The organism is Desulfitobacterium sp. LBE, assembly GCF_007830365.1.
GTDB lineage: Bacteria > Bacillota > Desulfitobacteriia > Desulfitobacteriales > Desulfitobacteriaceae > Desulfitobacterium > Desulfitobacterium hafniense.
Map to the genome: position 1 here is coordinate 162,469 of NZ_VLKD01000001.1, position 16,899 is coordinate 179,367.

At 45.3% G+C, this 16,899-nt stretch carries 13 protein-coding genes and 2 tRNA genes; 11 read left to right on the forward strand and 4 right to left on the reverse strand.

Translation table 11 applies throughout. The annotated features are described in order from the left end of the window. Positions 1 to 210: 210 nt before the first annotated feature. The 6 genes from DESLBE_RS00755 to DESLBE_RS00780 all read left to right on the forward strand — a co-directional run bounded on the left by DESLBE_RS00755 (position 211) and on the right by DESLBE_RS00780 (position 6,933). Positions 211 to 576 (forward strand): lactococcin 972 family bacteriocin, encoded by a 366-nt coding sequence (locus tag DESLBE_RS00755; RefSeq protein WP_041272354.1) that lies wholly within the window; start codon positions 211 to 213, stop codon positions 574 to 576. Positions 577 to 690: 114 nt separating this feature from the next. Further along, on the forward strand, positions 691 to 3,015 hold the full coding sequence (locus DESLBE_RS00760) for a DUF1430 domain-containing protein (protein ID WP_172625341.1): 2,325 nt from the start codon (positions 691 to 693) through the stop codon (positions 3,013 to 3,015). Then, positions 3,012 to 3,662 carry an ABC transporter ATP-binding protein gene (locus DESLBE_RS00765; RefSeq protein WP_202980541.1) on the forward strand — a complete coding sequence of 217 codons (651 nt, stop codon included), beginning with the start codon at positions 3,012 to 3,014 and terminating at the stop codon, positions 3,660 to 3,662. Before DESLBE_RS00760 ends, DESLBE_RS00765 begins: the two co-directional genes overlap by 4 nt. A 51-nt stretch (positions 3,663 to 3,713) precedes the next feature. Continuing rightward, a complete protein-coding gene (locus DESLBE_RS00770) occupies positions 3,714 to 5,690 on the forward strand; it encodes a hypothetical protein (protein WP_144674840.1) in 1,977 nt (658 codons plus the stop codon). Then, complete coding sequence (locus tag DESLBE_RS00775; protein ID WP_144674841.1) at positions 5,687 to 6,295, forward strand: ATP-binding cassette domain-containing protein; 609 nt, start codon at positions 5,687 to 5,689, stop codon at positions 6,293 to 6,295. The genes DESLBE_RS00770 and DESLBE_RS00775 overlap by 4 nt, the downstream gene beginning before the upstream one ends. Positions 6,296 to 6,462: 167 nt before the next feature. Beyond that, positions 6,463 to 6,933, forward strand: a complete 471-nt coding sequence (locus DESLBE_RS00780) for a hypothetical protein (RefSeq protein ID WP_144674842.1) — start codon at positions 6,463 to 6,465, stop codon at positions 6,931 to 6,933. Between the two features lie 224 nt (positions 6,934 to 7,157). Here DESLBE_RS00780 and DESLBE_RS00785 read toward each other — a convergent pair whose 3' ends face one another. The 3 genes from DESLBE_RS00785 to glk all read right to left on the reverse strand — a co-directional run bounded on the left by DESLBE_RS00785 (position 7,158) and on the right by glk (position 10,685). Continuing rightward, a complete protein-coding gene (locus DESLBE_RS00785) occupies positions 7,158 to 8,306 on the reverse strand; it encodes a glycosyltransferase (RefSeq protein ID WP_144674843.1) in 1,149 nt (382 codons plus the stop codon). A gap of 91 nt (positions 8,307 to 8,397) precedes the next feature. Continuing rightward, a complete protein-coding gene (locus DESLBE_RS00790) occupies positions 8,398 to 9,066 on the reverse strand; it encodes a VTT domain-containing protein (RefSeq protein ID WP_144674844.1) in 669 nt (222 codons plus the stop codon). Positions 9,067 to 9,602: 536 nt separating this feature from the next. Continuing rightward, entirely contained in the window at positions 9,603 to 10,685 is a 1,083-nt protein-coding gene (gene glk / locus DESLBE_RS00795) for a glucokinase (protein WP_144674845.1), read from the reverse strand. Positions 10,686 to 10,808: 123 nt separating this feature from the next. Between glk and DESLBE_RS00800 the strand changes: the two genes are divergently transcribed. Continuing rightward, positions 10,809 to 13,166 carry a sigma 54-interacting transcriptional regulator gene (locus tag DESLBE_RS00800; RefSeq protein WP_144674846.1) on the forward strand — a complete coding sequence of 786 codons (2,358 nt, stop codon included), beginning with the start codon at positions 10,809 to 10,811 and terminating at the stop codon, positions 13,164 to 13,166. On the opposite strand, the gene DESLBE_RS00805 is transcribed toward DESLBE_RS00800, so the two are convergent. After that, positions 13,160 to 14,548: an MFS transporter gene (locus DESLBE_RS00805; RefSeq protein ID WP_144674847.1), complete on the reverse strand. Its 1,389-nt coding sequence runs from the start codon at positions 14,546 to 14,548 to the stop codon at positions 13,160 to 13,162. The genes DESLBE_RS00800 and DESLBE_RS00805 overlap by 7 nt on opposite strands. A 115-nt stretch (positions 14,549 to 14,663) precedes the next feature. Between DESLBE_RS00805 and DESLBE_RS00810 the strand changes: the two genes are divergently transcribed. The 4 genes from DESLBE_RS00810 (at position 14,664) to DESLBE_RS00825 (ending at position 16,432) form a co-directional block, all read left to right on the forward strand. After that, complete coding sequence (locus DESLBE_RS00810; protein ID WP_243131204.1) at positions 14,664 to 15,407, forward strand: acyl-ACP thioesterase domain-containing protein; 744 nt, start codon at positions 14,664 to 14,666, stop codon at positions 15,405 to 15,407. 120 nt (positions 15,408 to 15,527) lie between these two features. After that, positions 15,528 to 16,178, forward strand: a complete 651-nt coding sequence (gene trmB / locus DESLBE_RS00815; RefSeq protein WP_144674849.1) for a tRNA (guanosine(46)-N7)-methyltransferase TrmB — start codon at positions 15,528 to 15,530, stop codon at positions 16,176 to 16,178. A 93-nt stretch (positions 16,179 to 16,271) separates the two neighbouring features. Next, positions 16,272 to 16,348, forward strand: a tRNA-Arg gene (locus DESLBE_RS00820). A 10-nt stretch (positions 16,349 to 16,358) separates the two neighbouring features. Then, positions 16,359 to 16,432, forward strand: a tRNA-Gly gene (locus DESLBE_RS00825). Positions 16,433 to 16,899 lie beyond the last annotated feature (467 nt).

The following is a 16,899-nucleotide window of genomic DNA, read 5'->3' on the forward strand; positions in this document are numbered from 1 at the left end:
CCAATGCCTCAAGAGTGGTCAGTTGACCCTACGCAATAATCGTGGTTGTTGAATTACAAAACTCTCACGAAATAGATCGAGTATAACTATGGTGTCGACAGGTAAGTAACTGAGGTAATGGTATTTAGAATATTTGGAAAGGTGGGTGATAGAACAAGAAATAGGGTTTAGAGTAGGCAAAATGAATCTATATTTATGGAGGGATTAATTATGTTGAAAAAACGCTTCCTTGGTGCTTTGGCAGTGGCTACGCTTCTAACTTTATCGTTTGGAACACCGGTGATGGCTCAAAGTGGTTCGGCAGTATTCACTAATGAAGGCGTAACTCCGTTTGCAATTTCATATCCTGGAGGTGGAACTTGGGACACCGGTACTAAAACATCTGGTGCCCAAAAGCATGTATGGTCACATTATCTTCATCCTGATAATTGCCATTCCGCTACAGCTAAATTGGATACTCAAACAGAAAAAGATGTTAAATCGGCTGGGAGTTGGGCTAAAGCAGACGTATATGGCAATCCGAGCTATACAGGATATACATTTTGGGATAATAACGCCACCGGTTGCTCAAAATAGCCCAAATTATTGTTAATTACCAATACCATACGCCGCTCTTCCGAAAGAGTGGCGTATGGTATTAGGCGTTTGGGCACAGGAATTTCCCTTAGGGTATTCAAAGGAGATATTGCTTTGAAAAAGATATTAGCGTTTTTACTTATTTTGGCTTCTGTCTTTTCTTTCGTTACAACTTATAACCAGATAGATCAAGAGGAACTAAAAACAGTAACAGAGGTAGAAGAGGGGCTGGCAAAACGGTTTGAAATCCCTTATGGTTTTCATCCCGCTGTCCCGGATGAGCTGTACCCGCTGTTATATGAGACGGCCCTTGAATATGAGGTTAATATTTTTAGAACCAGTATCCATGAGCTTGAGGGTGCTCAGCCAGAGATGCTCAAATACATATTGCTCACAGGGGACACTCATTTCTTTCATGACTTCAGGCTTAAAAGCGGCAGTTTCTTGACAGCCCAAAACACACAGCAGGGGGATGCTTTCTTATCCTCGGCGGACACTGGAGAGAGCAGCCAGAGGGGTATCATCCGGGATTTCGGGGGCAATAACCTGCTCGTCATCAAGCCACTCAAGGCCGCTTATGAATATCTGCCTGTCTATGGGCAGTATTATGCTGAAGCCGCTGACGAGAAAGCCTTCGAGGCTTTCTTAGCAGGCTTTACCGCTAAGGTCAATGAGTTCCATAAAAAGCACGGGACAAACATCTCCTACTCCCCTGAGATCTTTCAGCAGCAGAATCATTCCGAGGGAGCGGAAGTCGGAGCCCGGACAGACTTCTTAAACTATCAAAAATATATGCTCTTGCTCATCATGCTGATTTTGCTCGTGTACCATATTTTCTATGAGTCCAAGCGGATAGGGATCCTGAAGATGCATGGACTGTCCAACATCAGCATCTGGTTTATCATAGCCGGAAAGCTGATCACTTTTGTTTTCCTTGTATCCCTTGTAGTGTCCCTGCCGGTTGCCTTATGGATCAAAGATACCACCGCCCAGTTTGTGGGCAGCGCTATCCTTGCTCAGTTCAAAACCTATGGTATTGCGACGGCGATTTCGCTTATTTCATATGGCTATATCTCCAGGATCAAGGTCAGCGACGCTGTCAAAAACCGCAAGGATACCCAGAGCATCTTTGTTCTGAACACGCTGCTCAAGGCGGGCTGCTCCATCATGGTGATCCTGATCGGCCTATCGCTCTGGGGCCAGTATATTGAGCTCCGCACCAAGGGAGAGGAACTGAAAAATTGGGAACTCAGCAAGGATTACGGAGTTTTTTATCCTGTCGTGGTCGGATATGATCTGGAGGATTTGAAGAAGGGTTTCCGCTATACTACGATTGCTTTAGCCGGGGAGCTTTATCCCACTCTCAATAAAATGGGGGCCTTATTTATCGAGGCCGATAGTTATGAGGAAAGCAGTCTTAATTATTATTTATCCAAAGATTGGGAGGGGATACTCTCGATAAGTGTCAACCCCAACTACCTGCGGGAATTTCCTGTCTATGACGTACAGAACAATCCTGTGCAGATATCAGAGGACACAAGTGACTGGATTCTGCTGGTCCCGGAAAAATATCGTCACCGGGAAGCTGAGATTATGAGCTATTTTCAGCAACAAAGAAGGGGTACTCAAGAACCGGGGGGTATCTATGGGGCTGAAGAGACTTATTTTAATAGGGAAGTTCCGGACAGGGTGAGGAACCAAGAGATCAGAATCATCTGGCTGGCTAATGACCAGGAAATATTCAGCTTCAATCCGGAGGTGTTCCCCGCGGAGAACAATGTGATCCTGGACCCCATCATCCAGGTGGTAACGGAGAAAAACAGTCTCGGTTTTGACCGGGCCAACATCATAAACGGCGGTGGGGGGGATGATCCGCTGAAAATGAGACTGATCGACAGGGATGCGGCGCTGACCTTAAAGACACTGGAGCCTGAACTTAAACGCTTGAAGCTGGATGATAATGTAAAGTACCTAATCACAGTGGATCAATATGTTGCGGAGAAAGTATATTACCTGCAGGAGTGGATGAAAGAACTCGTGCTGACAAGCCTGGGGCTGCTGGTGGTTTTATTGCTGCTTGTAGTGCAGAATCTGACCCTGTTTTTCAACAAATATCAGCGCAAGTTCATAGTGCGCAGATTATTCGGCACCGGCTTTTTCAGAACGTATAAGGAATATATTGGGCTATTCGCGGCAACGTGGTTAGTTCAGCTGCTGATTTGCTATTGGGTGAATAAAGGAGCAATCGCCTATTTTTTGGAGTTGGCCTCTAGGGTGTCCTCAGTGGCGAGTGCTGTGAGCGAAGTCAGCGGAACAGCGACCATCAAGCTGGTGGTGGTGGCGGCAGGGCTGATATTGATCGAGCTTGCTGCTTCTGTTATAGCCCTTGTGCTTATCGAGCAGAGACATCGGGTTAAGGTCTTAAAGGGGGGGAATTGAACGGTATGAAAGCTGTGTGTGAATTAATCAATATCAGCAAAAGTTATGGGGATCACCGGGTCTTAAATAATTTGAGCATGACGGTGGGCGAGGGTGAAATGGTGGCCATTATGGGAAAAAGCGGCTCAGGTAAAACCACAATTCTGAACATGATGGGGCTGCTTGAAAAGCCGGATAGCGGCACCATTAAACTGTTTGGTGAAAAAAGCCCCCGGATTGGCTCAGCCAAAGCCTATAAACTCCTCAGGACCAGACTTGCTTACCTGTTTCAGAATGGTGCTCTGATTGATGACGAGACGGTGGACTATAATCTTGAAGTCCCGCTGCTCTACGTCCCAAAAACAAAGAGAGAAAAGCAGGAGATGAAAACAACTGTATTGAAGAAAATGGGGTTGAGTATTTCTCTTAAACAGAAAATATATGAGCTTTCAGGAGGAGAACAGCAGAGGGTTGCCATAGCAAGGATACTGTTAAAGTCCTGCGATCTGATCTTTGCCGATGAACCGACAGGCTCATTGGATTCTGATAATAGAAATGAAATCATGAGGATTTTAAAAGATCTTAATGAGGCAGGGAAAACAATCATCATTGTTACTCATGACCAATATGTAGCAGAAGCATGTGATAGAACAATAAAGTTAGCATGAAACATTCTTTAGTTCAGTAGTTCTACAATTGATAGAAGGGCTTCTATAATTATGAAGAAAATAAAACTGATCATCATATCCTTGTTAATCAGCATGGGCTTTCTATTTAACGGGGAACTGTTCGTTCTTTATCTGGACTACTTTCAAAACTCCTATTACCAGTCGGGCTTTGATTTTGTGAATATGGATGCCACTATCGAGGAAGAAGAAGTCATCCAGGACTTTCTTCAGGCGGGAAAGACCTATGATGTGGATTTCTTTTTTTTAGACAGTACAATTGTCTCGGCATATAACAAAGAGATAACGATATTTGGTACACCAAATGCATTGAAAACCCTGCAAGCCAAAGGAATTCCGGAAGGGAAGCATAAAAGCCTTTTTATGGGAGAAATGCAAGTTAGGTATGCGGATTTCAGTAAAATTAAGACGCTGGAAAAGTTCCAAGACTGTTATTACATCGGAGATCCATCCCAAGAGGAAGCCATGCGCTTATTCAAAGCAAGCCTGGTCGATAAATATAGCGGCAGCCTCCCGAAATTGTTCAGTTCAGACAAAGAGATCTGGCTGAATCTATTTTCAGTGTGGTCGATCATTTTTGGTTTGATTTTGCTGCTGACGATTTATGAAATCATCAGTTTGAAGAAGGAGATCATGGTGAGGATCACCCTTGGAGAAGATGTCAAAGCCCTTTTTGCCAAAAATGCTTTGGCCGATATAGGTATTCTGATCAGTGCATTTATTATCCTATCGTTCCTATTAAGCTACTTATCCAACGTCTATTTTAAGATAGAGGCCCTGGCCCTGGCTTTCGCCGTGTTCATGATGGTCAATACTCTGATCAATGGAGCTATTTTGCGGGTTGACTTTAAAAAGGATATGGTTGCCAGACGCTCCGGCGGCGGGCTGTTGACCGCCAACTATAGCTTGAAAATCCTGACTACTATTCTCACCATCATTATACTATCCAGCAATTTTGCTATATTGACGCAAGGGTATCTAATGTATAAGCAAGGGGATTTTTTCTCTGCACATAAGGATTACAGTTACTATCAATTAAATTACAGAGTGAATAATTACTTAGGCAAAACAACATCAGACACAGGGATGATGAATCAGGAATTCTATCGACGATTTCAAAAGTATTCATTACAATACAACGATTTGACAGCCAATTTCAGCAGTCCTTACCCTGTTGTTTTAATCAATAGGAATTCGTTTGAAGAAATTTCAAGAGTGAACCATGCCTTGACTGAAGCTGTGAAAAGTGCCGACGATGATTACTATATCCTGCTCCCACACGGTATCTCAGAGGATTCTCTGGAATATACCATTGCGGAAGAAATATTCATTACTTTTTTGGGAAGAAATAATAATTCAAATATTATAACCAAAGCGTATGATAACGATGTGAGTTTAGTGGGCATTCATAATCAGCCGTATAAATATGTAAGCTGGCCCATGGAGAATCCGATCATATTATTCAATAATACGCTTCAACAAATTGATGAATCTCAAGCAAGTAAAACCATGTACTATGCCTATAGTACGATGTACAATATCCCCGAACAGGAATTCAATCAGTTCATCCAGGAGTATCAGCTGTCCGATCAAATTATGGCCCAATCCAATGTTTTTGATATCTATGAATACAATTGGGAGATTGCCTCACGCAATGCGAAATTAGTCCTTATTTTGTCGATCTTCCTGCTGGCCCTGGAAATCGCGCTGATCAGCCTTATTATTAAATTGGAGTATCAGTTCAACGCCATGGAACTGGCCTTGAAAAAAGTGCTGGGCTACTCACGTTTGGCCAGAAATAAGCGGTTAATACGCATCACATTAGTTGTTTTTCTGCTGAGCCTTATCTTGGCCTTATTGCTCAGAGGGCTTCTGGAGATTGACGAGGGCGTTGATCTCATCTGGGGAGGACTGATTTTGCTGACGGTAGAGTTGGTAGTTATCATGAAGAAGGCAGGTATGATGGAAAAAAACCATGTACCGTCCATTCTAAAAGGAAGGGTAGTATGATTGAAGGAATTAACATCACCAAAAGGTTTGAGGAACTGACTCTGTTTGAAGACTATAATTTTCGCATCGAGGATCAGGAATTTGTCTGCTTTTCCGGTGCCAGCGGAACAGGAAAAACCACCTTACTCAACATGATCGGTTTAATCGAGCCGATTGACGCCGGGAGCTTGAGAATTAATAGCATCGAATACAGGACGAATAAGCAAAAAATGGAGTATTTTCGCTCGGTGGTCGGATTCTTATTTCAAAATTTCGCGCTGATCGAGAACAAAACAGTTAAACAGAACCTTGAGCTAATCAGGAGGGGCAGTCGCACGAGTTATACGATTGAGGAAGTGTTGGAAAGAGTCGGGTTAAAAAGTAAACTGTACAGCAAAGTGTATACCCTGTCCGGCGGAGAGCAGCAACGGATAGCGTTGGCCCGTTTATTTCTAAAAAAATGCGAGATCATTTTAGCGGATGAACCCACTGGCTCTCTGGACGCCAAAAACGCTCAAATCATTATGGATATGCTGCTTTCGCTGAATGCTGAAGGTAAGACAGTCATTATCGTGACCCATGATCAAAAAATTAAGGATCGGGCAGGAAGGGTTATCGAACTATAGAAGATTCCCTAGGTTATGGCCTTGTAGTGAATGGAGCGAGTGTCTCTTTACCCTAATTTTACTTCCATTATGAACATAATTATCCAGAAGTGATTAAACATCGGATGATTTACTTACGATAATATTTATATAGAGGATAATTTAAAAATATATACAGGAGTGATTCTATGAGAGTTAGCATGGACTATAATCCATTGTTGTACTCAAGAGCCAATATAAATCTGAGTGCAAACCAAAAGGCTGATGTTTTCTTTAGCCTTCTGGAAAAATCCGCCCCAGAACAAAAAGAGCATGTGGCTACCGACATTTGGGAAGAGTTATCCAAAAGCTATAATATAAGAAATGCATCTTTCAGGGAGATTCAAGAGATATCCGCTAAACTCTATAAGGCAGGGCAAATATCCTTGTTTGATCACGGAAGGCTAACCTTCGAACCTATGTTGGCTCCGCCTGGAGCCCTGAAAGTTAATATACATATGACCCCATTTAATGCGGATGGTAGGAAAGATTGGATTGCAGAATATGAGCATCGAGCTCAAAGCGATCTGAAAACCGGCAACCCTATGGGTTATGTTCAAAATCAGAAGGTTGTTGAAAGTCTTAGGCATTTTTTAATGATTCAGATGAATAACTGTTAAATCATTTTAAAATTGTATTTTGAAAGATGACAATATCTTGAAAGAATATCGCTACTCAATTATTAGAAGGTGGGATGTATATGAAAATAAACGACTTAACCTCTGCAAGAGTAATCTCTAATAATAATCGTTATGGTCAACATGATCGGATTAAATGTGGCGATTGACACCGGTGTTTGAGAATACCATCCTCTTTATCTGCGGTATTGTTCTGGCCATTGACCCTACCCAACCTTTCGGACCCTATTCCGCTGGCGAAACAGCCCAAGCAAATAATCCGCAGCAGTCTCCGCAGTGCGCCGGGGCAGTTTCGCGGCCGCATGACTCATTACCTTGATTTCCTCCGGATTTTCCAGAAGATGAGTCAGAATTTGCAGGAGCTCCCGTTCGGTAGTGGCAATCTTGCCTGTTCCAATCCTTCTTAAAAACTCTGAGTTTACTTTTTCCTGACCGGGGATAGGCTTGTAAATCACCATGGGCAGCTGCTTGGTCAACGCTTCTGACACGGTCAGGCCCCCTGCTTTGGTTATCATAAGATCGGAAACTGTCATCAATTCTTCTACATTCTCCACAAATTCGAAGAGCAGCACTCTGTTTTCCGCTTTTCGGACCAGCGGTTCCAGGGTACTGTATAGTCGTTTATCCCTGCCGCAAACGATCAGCAGCTGGACAGGAAGTTTGTTTTGCATGATCAACCGGCAGATGCCTGCGGCGTTATCCAGAACCCCATACGCTCCTCCCATGACCAGTATAGTGGGCTGATCCGGATCGAGCCCGAATCTTCCGGCCAGCTCTTCCCGGTCCAGTTTGATTTCAAATTTGGGACTGACTGGTATTCCAGTAACCTTAAGGCACCCCGGATCGATGCCCCGTTGAGCCAATCCATCCGCAACCTCTTGTGAGCCCACCAGGTACAAGTCTACACCTTGATGAACCCATTGATTGTGAATGGCATAATCGGTTACCACAGCAGCCAGGGGAACGGTTAGGAGCCGTTTTTCTTTCAACTGAGCCAAAACGCCGGCTATGGTCGGATAAGTGCAGACAATAAGATCCGGCTGCACAGAATGGATATAGCTGATAAACTCCTGGCGCCCCAAACCATTTAAAAAACGCTGGAACAAGGAATCCGGCGGGATATCCGATGTCCTGTAATAGAATTCCCCCCAGAGCTTGGGAGTATATTTGATCATATCAATGTAGGCGGTTTTAATCACCAAATGAAAGGCTTTATTCAAAAATGCTCCGAAATCGGCGTGATAGATCTCAGTGTTGGGCCTTTTAGCCCAGATTGCCTCAATAACCGCCTCAGCAGCCCTGATATGGCCTGCACCAAAGGCAGCGGAAATGACTAACACCCGTAAATTGCTCATATTGCTCAACCTCCTGCAATGAAATTAAAGTGGCAGCCATTTCTGTAAAAGATCTCCTTTGCTGAGCCTTAGCAGCTTGGAATAGTTACGATCAACCGACTTTGAGGGATTTTCGGTTAAGCAGATAGCTAACGCTCCAGAAAATAAGAATTGCTGCTCCGCCGATCACCAGCCAAATCCACATCTTGGCTGTAATCCCCAGATAGACTAAAGCAGTTCCCACATAATAGGGAATGATGGATAAAGCAGCTGTCCAGAAGTAGGGCCACAATTTAATCGACGGAATCATTCCGGCAGCGTAATTGACGATGAAGGCCGGGAGCGGCAGCAGCCGGGCGATAAACAAACCCCAGGTTCCTTTATCGTTAACCCAGCTATCCACCAGCTTAAACCGCTCCGGAGTCAGAAGCTTTTTAAAAAAGATCTGCCCGTAATGCCTGGCTGCAAAAAAGATAACCAAGGTACCCAGATTGCATCCCAGCCAGGCCAGAAATGTCCCAAGGTATATGCCATAGATCTTCAGGAAGACTACAACCAGGCCTTCCGAAGGAATGGGGGTCAGGCAGAAAACAGCCATGAGCATAACGGCGAGCAGCATTCCCGCCGCTCCTAAATTCTGGATGACAGCCGAAAGCTCAGAACTCCGGTCAAAATAAAGAAAAGCCACAAATAAAGTCAGAAAAACCCCGGTAATCAGGAAAGCGGCGCCGGAACCTTTAGTTTGCAGGTTTTTTACATTTAAGAGCTTATTCTGCATCATCAGCCTCCCGCTGTTTTAATCACTTACCTTATATTAATATGGCTCGTTCCGCTTTCTTAATTCTTATTAAACTGGTTTGGATCAATATGTTAATCTTCTGCTGTATGTAAAACGAAAAAGTGAAGTAAAAAGTTTCATTTCCACATTAATACAATATCATGGCTAAAACATTTTGTATCCCTTGTATCATTAATTAAAAGTAAAGTAAGGGTAAAAAATGCAACCTCCTGTTTTCTCAGGGGGGGGCTGCCGCCACCCAGATAGATTCCTCCGTGGGTAGGGAGGACTGCTTCGCTGCTTTGCCGGAAGTAAAAGGGCTGTCCGAAATAAGTACGCGCGTACCAATTTCGGACAGCCTCTTTGAATAAAAATCTAGCAAGATGCTTTAGGGTGTTATTATAAATTTATAAAGGGTTTTCAGACAGTGGAGGGAAAACCATACAAGAATACGCTTTCATGTTTCTCAGCGACCGGGGTCATGTTGCTAAACCTGTTCACATGGCCCTGGGCACGTTAATCATTCAGGCCCGTTGGGGCTATACAGGATATTCGGCTGCCGCTGCCAGGTGGGCGGCCCCCAGCAAAGGAGTCTTCTCATTAAGGATCACATAAATAGGGATCTGGGACAAAAGCCCTCTCAAACGGCCTTTAGCGAGAAAGGCCTCCAGGAAGCCATCTTCCTGGAGCTTGGGCAGGATTTTAGGGGGGATGCCCCCGCCCAGATAGATTCCTCCATAGGCCAAAGTCCTTAAAGCGAGATTGCCTGCTTCCGCGCCCAGAATTTTCACAAAGAGCTCCAATGTTTCTGCACAGAGTGGACAGATTCCGTCGAGAGCTCTTTTTGTGATCTCGGCAGGAGTAAGGATAGAATCAGGAGCAGGGATAGAGTCAGAGGCCGGGCCAGGGAGAGCGGGGGAAAGAGCCTCCCAGCGCAGAAATTGATAGAGATCTGCCAGCCCGGGACCGGAGAGGACTCTCTCATAGCTGACATGACCGTATCGTTGAGCCAGAAAGCGCCACAACCGTATTTCCTGCTCGGTGCGGGGGGCATAGTCCCCATGGGCGCCTTCCGTGGCGCAAACCCGTCCGTCAGCCAGGATCATGGCCTGACCCAAGCCTGTACCGGGGGCGATCAGTGCCCGGTTAAGTGAGGGCCTGGCGAGGGAAAGGGCAGGAGGCGAGGCAAGGGAAGGGGAAGGACTCTCTGCGGAAGGGTTGAGACAAATTAAATCTTCCCCCCTTAAATCCATGAGGCCCTGCCCCATAGCCTCAAGGTCGTTAACCAAAAGCAGAGGCCTTCGCAATGGCAGGGAGGAGCGCAAGTCAGGACAATGAATAACCCGATTCAAATTGGTGAGGAAACACTTATCTTGAGTGATGGGCCCGGCCAGGCTGAGGCAGCCTCCGGTTATGTCTTCAGGTGTTAGGGCTATTTCATCTAAAAATCCTTGTATAAGGGCTGTTAAGTCCTGCCAGTCTTTACTGGGAAAATTCCTTTCCCCGACTAAGACAAGCTCGGTGCCTTCCAGGGAATAAAGTCCTAGGAGAGTTTTGGTTCCGCCAATGTCTCCAGCCAAGTATAGCTGGCCTTTTTCAATGCCTGCATAAGGCAAATCCATCACCTCATCTTTTTTGTATCATGTATTCTTATTCTTGTGAATTTAAAATCCTTGGCAGCAGCTTTTTCCATAGCGTATAGTAGACTTAAAATTCCAAATTTAGCGTAGAGGGGGGTGAACCCTGTGAAAGAAAAATTCCATCTTCTCTCTGAGGTGCCTTTTCTTGCGGATTTGTCACAACAGGAGCGAATTGAGTGTGCTCACGAATTTCACTGGGAGATCTACCCTAAAGGGGCCGTTCTCATCGAAGCAGGAAAAAAGCCCGCGGCAGTCTATATACTCGAAGAAGGAAAGCTGGACAGTGAGGATAAGGTATTGGGCATGGTTTCTTTGGTCACGGGCAAGGCGGCCACTGAAACGATTCGTTCTCTGGAGCCGGTGCGCCTCCTGACCATTAAGGCCGAAGATTTCGCTCGTATCTTGTTGCGCTGGCCTCAAATCTACGGCACCATCATCGGCAATTTAACGGATAATCTTGCTGAAACCCATCAAATGCTCTCGGCAAGCCGTTATAAGGAAGTCTTACGGTCGGCCATTCAGCTTACCCGGTATAAAGATAAATTTTACGGGATCTGGGGCAGTGTGAAAACCACCCATGAGGTAGAACGCTTGTTTAAGAAGCTCCAGCAGACTGAGGGGCATTTGCTGATCAGGGGAGAGAGAGGCACGGGCCGGCAAATGGTGGCCTGGTATGCTCATCAGCAGCTTTTTGGGGAGGCGGCTCCCTTTGTCGTCCTGAATGGTCAGCGTTTTGAACAGCAATGGGGTTATCTGCTCAAAGAGGAAAAGAAAGCTGCAGAAAGCTCTTACGCTGCTTTTACCTTTGAGGATATTGCCGCAGGGGGGACCCTTTTCATCCAGGAAATAGATCAAATTACCCCTGAGCTTCAAATAAGGCTGGCTCAGGTGCTTGGCACTGCTCATCATTCCTGTCTGGTCATCGGCAGTATTCAGGAAGATACCAAGCATAAGGATCCCCAGCTTATGCCTGAATTGGCTGCTTGTTTTGAGCATAGTTACTCCATAGCGCCTTTAAGGGAGCGTAAAAGGGATATCCCGATCATCGCTCAAGGCATTGTGGAGAGCTTAGCTCAGAAGCATCAGCGCAAGGTACCTGTATTAACCTCTGAGGCGACACAACTTCTCCTGTCTCATAATTATCGCCAAGGCAATGTAACAGAGCTTATTCAGGTCATGGAGCGGGCTTTCTTTCTCGCCGATCAGGATGTCATCGGGTTAGAGCAAATCTTTTTTGGTCCTACTGCGGAAAAAATCGGGAGTAAAATCAATCTTTTACAATGGGGATTCTTTAAAAGTTTATTCAAAAGTAGGAAGCTGCTCCACAGTCTGCAATGGATTTCGGCAGTTTTGTTCCTCCTGCTGATTGTCGGACTGGTTTTTCTTCCTCAATTACCGCTTACTATGAAAGTTTTTGTCTTGGTCTGGGGCCTTTGGTGGCCCTCTCTGGCTATTCTATCCCCTTTAGTGGGGAGACTATGGTGCACATTTTGCCCTTTTTCCAAAATTATGGAATTTGTACAAGATCGCTATCATCCGAAACGGCCGCTGCCCGCCCTCTTTGTCAAATATGATTATCTGATGGTGAGTGTTTTATTTGCCCTGATTTTTTGGGCGGAAATCTTTACGGGCATGCGTTCCCATATGCTTTTTACGGCTTTGCTGCTCCTGGTCATTCAAGGTCTGGCCATTATTGTCAGCGTTCTTTATCCCCGCCATGCCTGGTGCCGGCATTTTTGCCCTTTGGGAGGCTTTATCGGAACGGCCTCCATCGGTTCTCTCTTGGAAGTAAGAGCAGATGCGGCGGTATGCCTGAATAAATGCACCACTTTTGATTGTTATGTGGGCAGGGATGGGGTCAAGGGCTGCCCAATGAGTCAGCATTTGCCCTATCTGGATAATAATTTGGATTGCAAATTATGCTTTAAATGCGTCAGCAATTGTCAGCATGAGAATGTTCAGGTTAACTTAAGAGTGCCGGCACGGGAGGTTTGGCATCTGACCCGTGTCAATCAAGGGTATGCTGTTTTTATTGGTATGCTCATGGGAATCCTTTTTCCGATCATGGTTTTTGAACCTCTTCATGGCTCCCTGCCCCCAAGTCAATGGCAGCTTTGGTTTACCTTGACTTATTTGCTGGCGGCCCTGCTGGGCGGAGCACTTGGCTGGTGGCTGGGGAAGCCTTTTAAGACGAAAGCGGCCTCCAAGCGGATTAAATTGGTGTTTGCCTTTATTCCCCTGATCATTGGCGGGCATATTGTGTATCAAATAGGCTATATCCCGGGGATTGATGATCTGTTTTTGGGGATGGGATACTATGAAGCGGCTGGAATGCAAACCCTGTTCATTGCAGCCAAAAGCTTGGGCTATGGCCTTGCCATGTTCACGGGAATTCTTTTAACTGTTATTACGGTAGGATTAACCCTTCACCAGTACAGCAAAGCGAAAAACATCAATCATTGAACCTGCTCTTTTTTGCCCCTGGCCAGGGAAGCGAAGATGCCCAGGAAGCAGAGTAGGGTGAAGAGAATAAAGCTCAATTTAAAGCTGACCATGAACGCCTGGGGATACTCCGGGGAATAAAGGCTGGTATTGCCGATAAAGTGCGATGTCATCAAGGATACGGTAGCCATGCTTAAGGTCTGCCCTAAGAGCCGCATGGTTCCTAAGGTGGATGAAGCGATGGAGTAATAGCGTTTGTCCACCGAACTCATGACGGCATTGGTGTTGGGGGAGGCAAACAGTCCATAACCGATGCCGATGAACACCAAATCAGCCACAATCAAGGCAATGGGTGTGGAAGACGTAAAGAAGATGATCGGGAGGAGTCCCGCAGTAACGATGGCCATGCCCACAGAGGAGAGGATGCGGGGCTGGATCTTGTCGGATAACCGCCCGGCCAATGGGGAGAGAAGGGCCATGAGGACGGGCTGGGAGAGAAGTATAAGTCCCGCCAGGGAGCTGTCCAGCCCTAAGATGAGCTGGAGATACAAGGCTAAGAGGTAGCCTAAGGCGAAGGTAGCAAGGTAATTGATGACTGTGGCCAGATTGGAAAAGATGAACGGTGTATTTTTAGCGAAGATCCTAAGGGCAAAGATGGGGGAGTCGCTCTTGAGCTCAACCCGGATAAAGATCCCTAAGAGGACCAAGCCGGCAATCAGCAGGAGAGTATAAAAGGGAGCTAAAGCTAAATTGGATAAGGCAAACAGCAAGAGAGTAAGGCCGGAAATCCACAGAGCAGCTCCTTTATAGTCGTAAACTTCTCCTGCGGCGGCTTTCCACTCCCCTGTCAGCTTGGTAAGGATGAGTACCAGGATCAGAGCGTCTACGGCGAAGCCAAAAGCAAAAATTGCTCGCCAGCTGATGAGCTTGACAAACAATCCCCCTAAGACGGGGCCAAGGGAAAGCCCTATATAGACGGCGGCCGAAGCAATGCCCAGGGCTTTACCCCGTTGTTGGGGAGGAACCACCGTCGTCAGAATCGCCATGGATGTTCCGGCGATCATGGCATTGGCCACGCCTTGGCAAAGCCGGAAGAAAATTAAAACATTAAAAGAGGGAGTCAGGCTGCAGCCTAAAGAGCTTAAGCAAAATAGACCGATGCCGATCAGAAAGAGCTTCCGTCTGCCGATAATATCTGCTAAACGTCCGCAAGGGATGGACAAGGCGGCACTGGTTAACAGATAAATGGTTACCACCCAATTGAGATGCAATTGGGTTACGGTAAAGTCAAGAGAAAGGGCAGGAATAGCAATATTCACAGAATTGGACATAAAGGCCCCGATAAAGGATGTCAAGAGACAGATGATCATGGTCGAGCGGACGAATTGGTGGTCGTAAGTCATACTGATACTCCTTCATAGCCGGATTGAAAAGTAGTATTTGGGGGTTTTTCTTTGCTTGGGAATCGATAATGGATTAAACTATGGATATAGTCAAAAATAAGTAAGGATGGTCATCATGTCGGGATATAGTAAAGAATATGAGATCTTTTATTTCCAGGTGGATCAGTTTGGAGAGGCTTCGGTAATAACTATATTGGACTTTCTGGAAGATTGTGCCATAGCTCATTCCGAGGCTGTAGGATTAGGGATCGAATCCCTCATGGAGCTAAGAACCTGCTGGGTGCTTAATCGTTGGCGATTGGAGATGGAGCGCTATCCCCGTTTAGGGGAAAAGGTAACCATAGAGACTCTTAATACAGGGTTTGAACGGTTTTATGGCGAAAGGATGTTTACGATCAGAGATTCCCAAGGGAATATCATAGGCAAAGCCGGCTCCCTGTGGATTTACTTAAATATTGATAAAAGGCGCCCCACCCGGATCCCACTCCATTTTGCGGCTCAATATGGAGTGCCGGAGAGATATGAAGGGAAGGAGCCTTTTGAGGATTTGCCGGAAATCACGGATATCCACTCGGAGATAAGGTTTCATGTCCGAAGAAGCGATATTGATACCAATGGTCATGTCAACAATACCCGGTATGTCGAGTGGATGCTGGAAGGGATATCTGAAGAGTCTCTAAAAGATTACAGGCTGCACCGGCTGGAAGTGATCTATAAGAAAGAAACCCCATATGGTACGGACATACTGTCTCAAGGCCAAGGAGCCAAGGGCGCCGGGCTCCAATACCTGCATCGCATTCTTGATCAGTCAGGAGAGAGGGAGCTGGCCTGCGGCAGAACGGTCTGGACTAAGCGATAATCCGGAAGTTTTACAATTCAAAAAGTTGATTAAGCTACTACTCAGAATAGTCCTTTGCTTCAAGGGTTTCAATAGCTATTTTATGAACTTTTTAATTTTTTGAACATCGAGGAGAATGACATGAGACTTAGACGAAAAGCCTGGGCAAGACCTGAGCTGGAAAGTGATCCTAAGGTTATCTATAATCCTATGCAGTATAAGGAAAATTGGCAGGAGGCCTTTGGCAATAACCACCCTATTCATCTTGAACTGGGGTGCGGACGGGGGCAGTTTATCAATCAATGTGCAGAGCTGAACCCTCATATCAATTATATAGCTATCGATCTTTATGATGAGGTGCTGGTCAAAGCTCTGCGAAAAATTAATGAGAAGGCTCTCCATAATGTAAGAGTTGTTCCTATGAATATTGCCAAGCTGGAGAGTATCTTCAAGCATGACCAGATAGAAAAGATCTATATTAATTTTTGCAATCCATGGCCCAGCCGAAGGCATCATCACAAAAGACTAACACATCCTCAATTTCTGTCGGTCTATAAAAAGCTTATGAAAGACCATTCAGAAATATGGTTTAAAACAGATGATGATGAATTGTTTAAAGATAGCTTAAGGTACTTTGCCGAGGAAGGCTTTATTGAAAAGTACAGAACCTTTGATTTGCATCAAAGTGAATTCACCGAAAATATTGAGACGGAATATGAAGAAAAGTTCAGCAGCCAGGGAGTTAAGATTAAATTTGGGATATTTGAGGTCAATAAGGGCTGGCAGGATTGATAAATCAGGTCGAGCTGCCAAGTTCCCATTGACTTGGAAGAAAATTATGGTTATAATCAATAACTGTCGGCACGGTAACGCCGTACAGAATTTGCGCTCGTAGCTCAGCTGGATAGAGCGTCTGACTACGAATCAGAAGGCCAGGGGTTCGAATCCCTTCGAGCGCACCATATTTATTCTGCGGGTGTAGCTCAATGGTAGAGCACTAGCCTTCCAAGCTAGCTACGTGGGTTCGATTCCCATCACCCGCTCCAGATCTAATCATAGCAACGGTTTGAACGATTTCTATCTTTCGTTCAAACCGTTTTTTCAAAGCAAAGCAGGAGCCATGCTGCACCTTGATTTATGTAAAAGCGCTGGCTACTACCAAAATAAAAGTAGAAAAAATAGACGCTTGGGCTGCGCAGCCAGTCTGAATTATAGAAAGGATCAATGGCATCTTCTCCATGGCTGCGCCGGATGTTGAAAATATTATTACGGTAATTAAAATTTTTAATCGAATTTACTGTTGACGAAATTCGTCAGAAATGCTATTATAAATTTCGCCGCCAATAACCGGCGGACGACAAAATAGTCCCTGGTCTTTGAAAACTAAACAACAAGGAACAGCCAATGACTCGTCAAATGAGTAAAGAAATTTGAGCAATCAAAGTTCTTCATAAATTTTATGGAGAGTTTGATCCTGGCTCAGGACGAACGCTGGCGGCGTGCCTAACACATG